The 7,210-nt window shown below is 72.4% G+C and carries 5 protein-coding genes; 3 read left to right on the top strand and 2 right to left on the bottom strand.

All coding sequences use genetic code 11. The annotated features are described in order from the left end of the window. Nucleotides 1-2,182, bottom strand: a 2,182-nt coding sequence (locus tag HMPREF9056_RS08105; protein WP_009404329.1) for a helicase-associated domain-containing protein, incomplete at its 3' end; no start/stop codon positions are given. 412 nt (nucleotides 2,183-2,594) lie between these two features. Between HMPREF9056_RS08105 and HMPREF9056_RS08100 the strand changes: the two genes are divergently transcribed. Beyond that, nucleotides 2,595-4,277, top strand: coding sequence for a DNA repair helicase XPB (locus HMPREF9056_RS08100; protein WP_009404327.1), 1,683 nt, complete (start codon nucleotides 2,595-2,597; stop codon nucleotides 4,275-4,277). Between the two features lie 3 nt (nucleotides 4,278-4,280). Further along, complete coding sequence (locus tag HMPREF9056_RS08095) at nucleotides 4,281-4,550, top strand: hypothetical protein (protein ID WP_253269989.1); 270 nt, start codon at nucleotides 4,281-4,283, stop codon at nucleotides 4,548-4,550. A 25-nt stretch (nucleotides 4,551-4,575) separates the two neighbouring features. On the opposite strand, the gene HMPREF9056_RS08090 is transcribed toward HMPREF9056_RS08095, so the two are convergent. Then, complete coding sequence (locus tag HMPREF9056_RS08090; RefSeq protein WP_009404325.1) at nucleotides 4,576-5,484, bottom strand: type 1 glutamine amidotransferase; 909 nt, start codon at nucleotides 5,482-5,484, stop codon at nucleotides 4,576-4,578. A 112-nt stretch (nucleotides 5,485-5,596) separates the two neighbouring features. On the opposite strand from HMPREF9056_RS08090, the gene HMPREF9056_RS13715 reads away from it, so the two are divergent. Continuing rightward, nucleotides 5,597-7,210, top strand: a 1,614-nt coding sequence (locus HMPREF9056_RS13715) for a TPM domain-containing protein (RefSeq protein WP_034514307.1), incomplete at its 3' end; no start/stop codon positions are given.

Here is a 7,210-nt window from a genome sequence, read left to right as displayed (position 1 = left end):
TTCCAGGCCGGCGCCGTCGGACCGAGTGCTCGCTGCCAGGGCGTGACGGCTCGGGCGCCCGACGCCCCCGCTGCGCGGCGGCCGGCCCGACCACCATATGTCCACTCGCGTCCTCGGTCACGGGCGCCAGCCCGGTGGCGCGCAGCTCGCGCAGCACCTGCCCGGCGCTCGCCGTGGCCACGAGGATCCCGGGCGCCACCTCGTCCAGGCCGAGGTCCTTCAATCGCGGTTCGGCCAGGAGCCCGGCGGCCGTCGCCTCATCGCCGATCCGCAGCAGCGCGGACACGGCCCGCACTCGCACCGCCCCGTGGTGGCGGGCCGCGTCCTGGATGAGCACGCTCAGCGAGTCCGGCAGGGGAGTGGGACTGTAGCGGCCGATCGCCTGGGTGATCTCCTCGGCCCGGTATCCGACGTCGAGCGCGCCGCGCACCGACTCAGGCGTGAACCGCACCGTGAGCGCCCCGCCGCGCGACTCGACGACGCTCGTGCGTTCCAGCAGCGCGGCCAGCTCGGGTGCGGGCCGGCCCGGCACGATGGCGGTGAGGTCGGACTGGACGAGGATCGTCTCGACGGCGGCCGGTAGGTCCGCGGCGAGTGCCGCCTCCAGCGCCGCCAGGGTCTCGTCATCCGACAGCACTTCGGCGTGTGCGTCACCGTCGCCCCTCTCGGCGCTACCGACACCGCCACCGCGTCCGGCGTCCTGCTCATCAAGGCTCGCCGCTGCCCGCCGGGAGAGGATCCTGCCAGCCTCGGTGAGCGCCCCGCCGCCGGTGATCCCGAGCGCCTCAGCCTCGGCCAGGACCGCGGAGATCGCACCACCCGGGACGGTGCGCCGGGGGCTCTGCCAGGTCAGGGCCGCCCGTACGAAGGCTGGGGTCGCACTCGCCCCCTGCGGGAGGTCGCCCAGGAGCGCGAGCACCCGAGCGCGCAGTCGCACCGCCCACCCGGCCTCCAGGTCCGGGCCGAGGACGGCGCGCAGGGTTCCGTCGTCGTCGCGGGTGCCCGTCAGCCAGGGGGTGCGGGCACTACCCGCCCAGGCCAGGGCGAGCGGCGCCCAGCGCTGGGGGAGGCTGTCGGCGAGCCAGCCGGAGGACAGGATGGAGGGCACCCAGGTGGCGCCGTCGTCATCGAGTCCCAGGAGCCCGGCACCCGCGGCGGTCTCGATGATGCGGGCGGCCGCGTCTGGCTCCAGGTCGAGGGCGTCGGCGGTACGGGCCAGAGCGCGCACGCTCACTCCCCCGGTGCGGCGGATCGTCCCGCCCTCACGGCCCCACTCCTCCAGGAGCGCGCCCACGAGCCGAACGGTCTCCTCGGCGTGGAAGGAGGACTCGGAGGCGACGACGGCGCCGCCCACCGTCTCCAACACGCTGGCCTCGGGGGCGGTCAGGGCCTCGTGCGTCAAGCGGCCGCCTCGCAGGGCGAGGGCCACCTGGCGCGGCAGGATGAAGCGAGTGCGTCCCCGGGCGTCGCTGCTGCGCTCCAGCCAGCCGCGTTCGATGAGAGGGGCCGCCCCCGGAGCGGTGCCGCCCGAGCGCAGCGTGCCGGCGGGCGGCCCCCAGGTGAGGGCCTGGAGCATCTCCACGGAGGTCGCCGGGATGACCGGCTCGCCGCCACCGCCAGCGACGACCTCGCTCAGCTCCTCCAGGGCGGGCGGCAGCTGCTCGGCGCTCAGGGGCTCGGCGGCCCACGGCCCCAGGCCGAAGGGGTGCGGCCCGAAGGCCGTCTCGAGTGCGGCCACAGGGCGGCCCTCGATGACGAGCGCCAGCCGACCCAGGTGATCCAGCGCCTCAGTAACCTGCTCGGCCTCCAGCGGCAGGTGGGCGGCGACCAGCCCGGCCAGACCAGCCTCAGACGGATCGGCCGGTTCGCCTTTGCTCTGAACGGTTCCATCGGATCCATCGCCCTCGGCGGTCTGAGTGCCACCGGCCCCTTCGGTCTCCCCAGACTCCATGGGACCGCCCAGTGCCACCACCGCCTCGGCCACGGCCAGCATCGGCGCATCCAGCCCGGCCAGCGCCTGCTCGACGCTGCCCTGCGCCCCGGCCCGGGTCGCCAGAGCCAGGAAGGAGGAGGACGGCGGCGCGGCCAGATCCGGACGCGCCACCAACAGGGCGGCGACCTCGCGGTCCGGCAGCGCCGTCAGGTGCACGGCGAGGTCCTGGGTGGAGGCGGAAGAGCTCATCCGCACAAAAATACGCCCCAGCCCCACTCACGGGCAGAGCGGGGACCGGGGATGAAGGGCACCGGTGTCCAAATCGGTGACAAAGGGACCTGAGCACCCCTGAGACCAACGACACGAACCGCAGAATCACGCGGTTTTCCTTCGTGAACTGGAGCTCGTCCCGCGCCTTTGTCACCGATTTGGACACGATCCCGCAGATTTCACCCTTTCTGGCGCCTCATGGCGCCTCCCGACCCGCGTCCGGGGCTCGCGTTCGCACCCCACGGCTCACGCACCGCTACGGGAGCTCAGCATCCGGGCCGTGAGGTGCGCTCGTGCGGGCACGATGCCGGCCGGATCGCCCCTCCCGCTGGAAGAGGAACGTCTCGTCCGTCACGGCGCCCCGGCGCCCCGGCTTGGGATACTCCCGCCCATGTCCGCTACGCCCAGCGATTCTGTGTCACCGGCGTCGTCGGCACCCGACGGCCCGCTCATCGTCCAGTCCGACAAGTCCGTCCTCCTGGAGGTCGCCCGCCCCGGAGCCGGCGAGGCCCGCCGCGCCATCGCTGCCTTCGCCGAGCTGGAGCGTGCCCCCGAGCACATCCACACCTACCGGATCACCCCGCTGGCCCTGTGGAACGCGCGTGCGGCGGGCCTGGACGCCGAGACGGTCGTCCACACCCTCATCACCTACTCGCGCTTCCCGGTGCCGCACGCCCTGCTCACCGAGATCGCCGAGACGATGAGCCGCTACGGCCGCCTCCAGCTCCTCACCGATCCCGCCCACGGCCTGGTTCTGCACGCCACCGACGTGCCGGTCCTGGAAGAGGTCATGCGTTCCAAGCGCACCAAGGGCCTGCTGGGTCAGCGGCTCGGGGAGGCCGACGTTGTCGTCCACCCCTCCGAGCGGGGCCACCTCAAGCAGGTGCTCATCAAGCTGGGCTGGCCGGCCGAGGACCTGGCCGGCTACGTCGACGGCGAGGCCCACCCCATCACCCTGACCGACTCCCCCGGCACCTTCCAGCTGCGCCCCTACCAGTCCGAGGCGGTGGAGAGCTTCTGGGCGGGAGGATCCGGCGTCGTCGTCCTGCCGTGCGGGGCCGGCAAGACCCTGGTGGGCGCCGCCTCCATGGCCAGGAGCTCGACGACAACGCTCATCCTGGTCACCAACGCGGTCTCGGCGCGCCAGTGGAAGGAGGAGCTCATGCGCTTCACCACCCTGACCGAGGACGAGATCGGCGAGTACTCCGGCTCGCGCAAGGAGGTCCGCCCCATCACGATCGCCACCTACCAGGTCCTGACCACCCGCCGGAAGGGCGTCTACCCGCACCTGGACCTGCTGGACTCACACGACTGGGGGCTCATCGTCTACGACGAGGTCCACCTCCTGCCCGCACCGATCTTCCGAATGACCGCGGACCTGCAGGCGCGCCGCCGCCTGGGCCTGACCGCGACCCTTGTGCGCGAGGACGGTCGCGAGGACGAGGTCTTCAGCCTCATCGGCCCCAAGCGCTACGACGCCCCCTGGAAGGATCTGGAGAACCAGGGCTGGATCGCCCCGGCGATCTGCACCGAGGTGCGCCTGACCCTCGACGCCGGTGAGCGCATGGCCTACGCGACCGCCGAGCCCGAGGAGCGCTACCGCCTGGCCGCCTCCTCACCGCGCAAGCTGCCGATCATCGACGCCCTCCTGGCCCGTCACGAGGGCGAGTCGGCCCTGGTCATCGGCCAGTACGTGGACCAGCTCACCGAGATCGCCGAGCACCTGGGCGCCCCCGTCATCACCGGCTCGACGACGGTGCACGAACGTCAGCGCCTCTACGACGCCTTCCGCTCGGGAGATATCCGTACACTGGTGGTATCCAAGGTCGCGAACTTCTCCATCGACCTGCCCGGGGCGAGCGTGGCCGTCCAGGTCTCGGGCTCCTTCGGCTCACGTCAGGAGGAGGCCCAGCGGCTCGGCCGGATCGTGCGTCCCAAGGAGGACGGCCGCCAGGCCCACTTCTACACGGTCGTCGCCCGCGACACCGCCGACCAGGAGTACGCGGCCCACCGCCAGCGGTTCCTGGCCGAGCAGGGATACGCCTACGCCATCATCGACGCTGAGGAGGTCTGAACCATGCCACATGAAGGTCACCCACTCGCCACCCGGGGCAAGTCCCCCTTGTCACTGCGTCAGCAGTTCCTCGTACTCATCAGTACGAGCGCCCTGCTCCTCGCCTGCTTCGTCCCCATGCACATGAACCTTGTGGGCAGCGACATGTCCCCACTCCGGATGGGCATGCTCATCGTCGGCGACACAGGACTGATCGGCATGCAGCTCGCCGCCTTCCTGGTCCTGTACATCCGCTGGCGCCGGACCCGCACGGGGGCCGCCGGGCCTCAGTGAACCCGACGGCCATGCGCATGCCGGCTCAGCGCACCAGGCGGCGGGCGCGCACGTTGCGCACGAGTATCCGCGCCAGGGTGCGGCCGAAGGCCTGGATGACGGGGTCGACCCTCTCGGCCTCCTCGCGGACGGCGGCCCCGGCGCTCGCGACTGCCTCGGGCAGGTCGGCGGGCGTCGCCCCATGGGTTCCGACGGCGCCCGGTGCGGCGCTCCGGCCGGCGGCCACCTCCAGGGCGTCACGGGCGGCCTTGAGGGAGGCCGCGTCCATGGTGCCGGACTGCTCGTTCAGAGCGTCGCGGGTGCGCCAGTAGGCGGCGCGCGCGGGGTCGGACTCGGGGTGGTGCTGGAAGGCCAGGAGCCGGCCGGCCCGCCATGTATGCACCGGGGAGCGGTCGGATGAGGCCAGGAGGGTGGCGGCCTCGGGCAGGTGGGTGACGGCGTCGTGGTGGGAGACGATGACGGGGAAACGGGTGCCGTCGGAGGTGGAGATCCCGGCGCGGTGGGCGGCGCGGACGGCCTCGGCGGCCACCTGCCCGAAGACCGGGTCGCTCTCGCCGGCCGGCGTGATGGTCAGATCGACGACGCCGACCTCGTCCTTGCCCAGCGCCGGCACGGCCGTGGTACCGCCCAGGGCCTCGGCGGCCACCTGTGCGCCCAGGCAGATGGCGATGGCGGGGACGTCGTCGGCGACGACGCCGCGCAGCAGCTCACGCAGGTCCGCCAGCCAGGGGTGATCTGCCTCGTCATGGGCGCTCATGGATCCGCCCAGCACGACGAGGCCGTCGCCGACCTCGCTCAGGGACGGGATCGGGTCGCCCCGCCAGGGACGCACCATGCGCAACGCTGCCCCCTCGGCGAAGAGCCACTCCCCCAGGCGCCCCACGGGCGCGAGCTCCTCGGGCTCGATGACGGTGATCGTGAGCGTGTCTGTCATGGGTGACATTCTGCCGGTGGTTCGGTTGCTCGCAAGCAGTGACAGGCGCACACGTGCCGCCTGAGGCGAAACGACTTGCTCACACCGACGCCCTGCGGGGACTATGGCCCGGATGAAGCATCCACAGTCCCCGCACCCCCATCCCTTGCGTCACATGGCCGCTTCCGGCGCCGCGACGGCGGCCGTCCTGGGGCTGCTGGGAGCCTCCGCGAGCGCTGCGGCGTCGACGACGGCCGCGGGCACCACGCCCCTGGCCCCCGGCGCCTCCGCCGGCGCGGTGTCGGCGGTCGCGCCCCGGGCCCTGCCGGTGGTGTCGAGCACCACCTTGACCAAGCACGTCACCGACAAGGCGGGGATCCTGGACGCCACCGAGGCCCAGCAGGCCGTGGACACGATGTCCTCCAAGCACGGCGTGGGCCTGTGGGTGCTGACCGTCTCCGACTCCAGCCGCAAGGCCTCGGCGATCGCCGAGCAGACCTTCAAGGACACGAAGCTGGGGCGTGACGACATGCTCCTGGTCATCAACATCCCCGCTGACGGCTCGGCCTCGAAGAGCTACAAGCTGCAGGCGCACAGCAACTCCTCGAAGTTCTCCGAGTCGGACTACAAGCGGATCGACTCCGCCCTCAAGAAGCAGCTGAGCGCGGGGAACTACGACGACGCCGTCGCGGCGATCCCGGAGAACATGTCCGGGTCCTCGGGCTCAGGCGGTTCAAACAGCTCGGGGGGCTCGGGCTCCTCGGCGCTTCCGCTCCTGCTTGGAGGGGGCGCGGTGGCGGCCGGCGGGGCCGCCGCCTGGACGGTGTACAAGCGCAGGAAGAACAAGGAGAACGACGACATGCTGTTCGGCAAGCGCAAGAAGCAGGCCGCCGCGGGCGGCGCACCGGCGGACCAGGCATCGGGGCCCGCCGCGATGACGGTGGAGCAGCTGCGCACCCAGGCCGGCAGCGCCCTGGTCCAGGCCGATGACACGGTGCGCGCCGCCGCCGAGGAGCTGTCCTACGCCCAGGCGCAGTTCGGGCTGTCCGCCACGGACGCCTTCACCGCCGCCCTGGACAGCGCCCGCAAGCACCTGTCGCGGTGCTTCGAGCTGCGCAAGATCCTCGACGACGACATCCCCGAGACCGAGCCGCAGCAGCGCCAGATGTACACCGAGATCCTCCAGCACTGCTCGGAGGCGGTCGGTGAGATCCGCGCCCAGGAGGAGGCCTTCAACAAGCGGCGAGGCATTGAGGCGAACCTGCCGACGTCGATCGCGGAGACCACCCAGCGGGCCGACGAGACCGAGCAGGCCATCGTCATGGCCGAGACGATCCTGGTCACCCTGAGTGCCGCCTACCCGGCCTCCTCCCTGACGAGCGTGGCCCAGGCCCCCGAGCAGGCCCGCCGCCTGCTGACGGCCGGACGCACCGCCCTGGACCAGGCCCGTACCAGCGTCGAGGCCTCCCAGGACGCGACGGCGGTGGAGCAGGTGCGCATCGCCCAGGGCTCGATCGCGCAGGCCGGCGAGCTGGCCGCCCAGGTCACCGGAGCCCGTGAGCGCCTCCAGAGTGCGGCCAAGGACCTGGAGGCGGCCATCGCCTCGATCTCCTCGGACCTAGTGGACGCCAAGCGGCTGGAGGGCTCGGTCCCGGCGGCGACCCTGGCGCCCCTGGTGGCCGACGCCGAGGCCGCCGTCGCCGAGGGCCGTCAGGCCAGCGGCAGCTCGCCGAGCGGCGACCCGCTG

This window comes from Actinomyces sp. oral taxon 170 str. F0386 (genome assembly GCF_000195595.1).
In the GTDB taxonomy this organism is placed as follows: domain Bacteria; phylum Actinomycetota; class Actinomycetes; order Actinomycetales; family Actinomycetaceae; genus Actinomyces.
Note: the sequence above shows the minus strand (reverse complement) of the source record. Positions and strands in the feature narration are given on the sequence as shown.

Bases quoted from the DNA above. Each gene is read 5' to 3' on its own strand.
- HMPREF9056_RS08100 (WP_009404327.1), top strand. From the start codon at position 2,595: ATGTCCGCTACGCCCAGCGATTCTGTGTCACCGGCGTCGTCGGCACCC.
- HMPREF9056_RS08095 (WP_253269989.1), top strand. From the start codon at position 4,281: ATGCCACATGAAGGTCACCCACTCGCCACCCGGGGCAAGTCCCCCTTG.
- HMPREF9056_RS08090 (WP_009404325.1), bottom strand. From the start codon at position 5,484: ATGACAGACACGCTCACGATCACCGTCATCGAGCCCGAGGAGCTCGCG.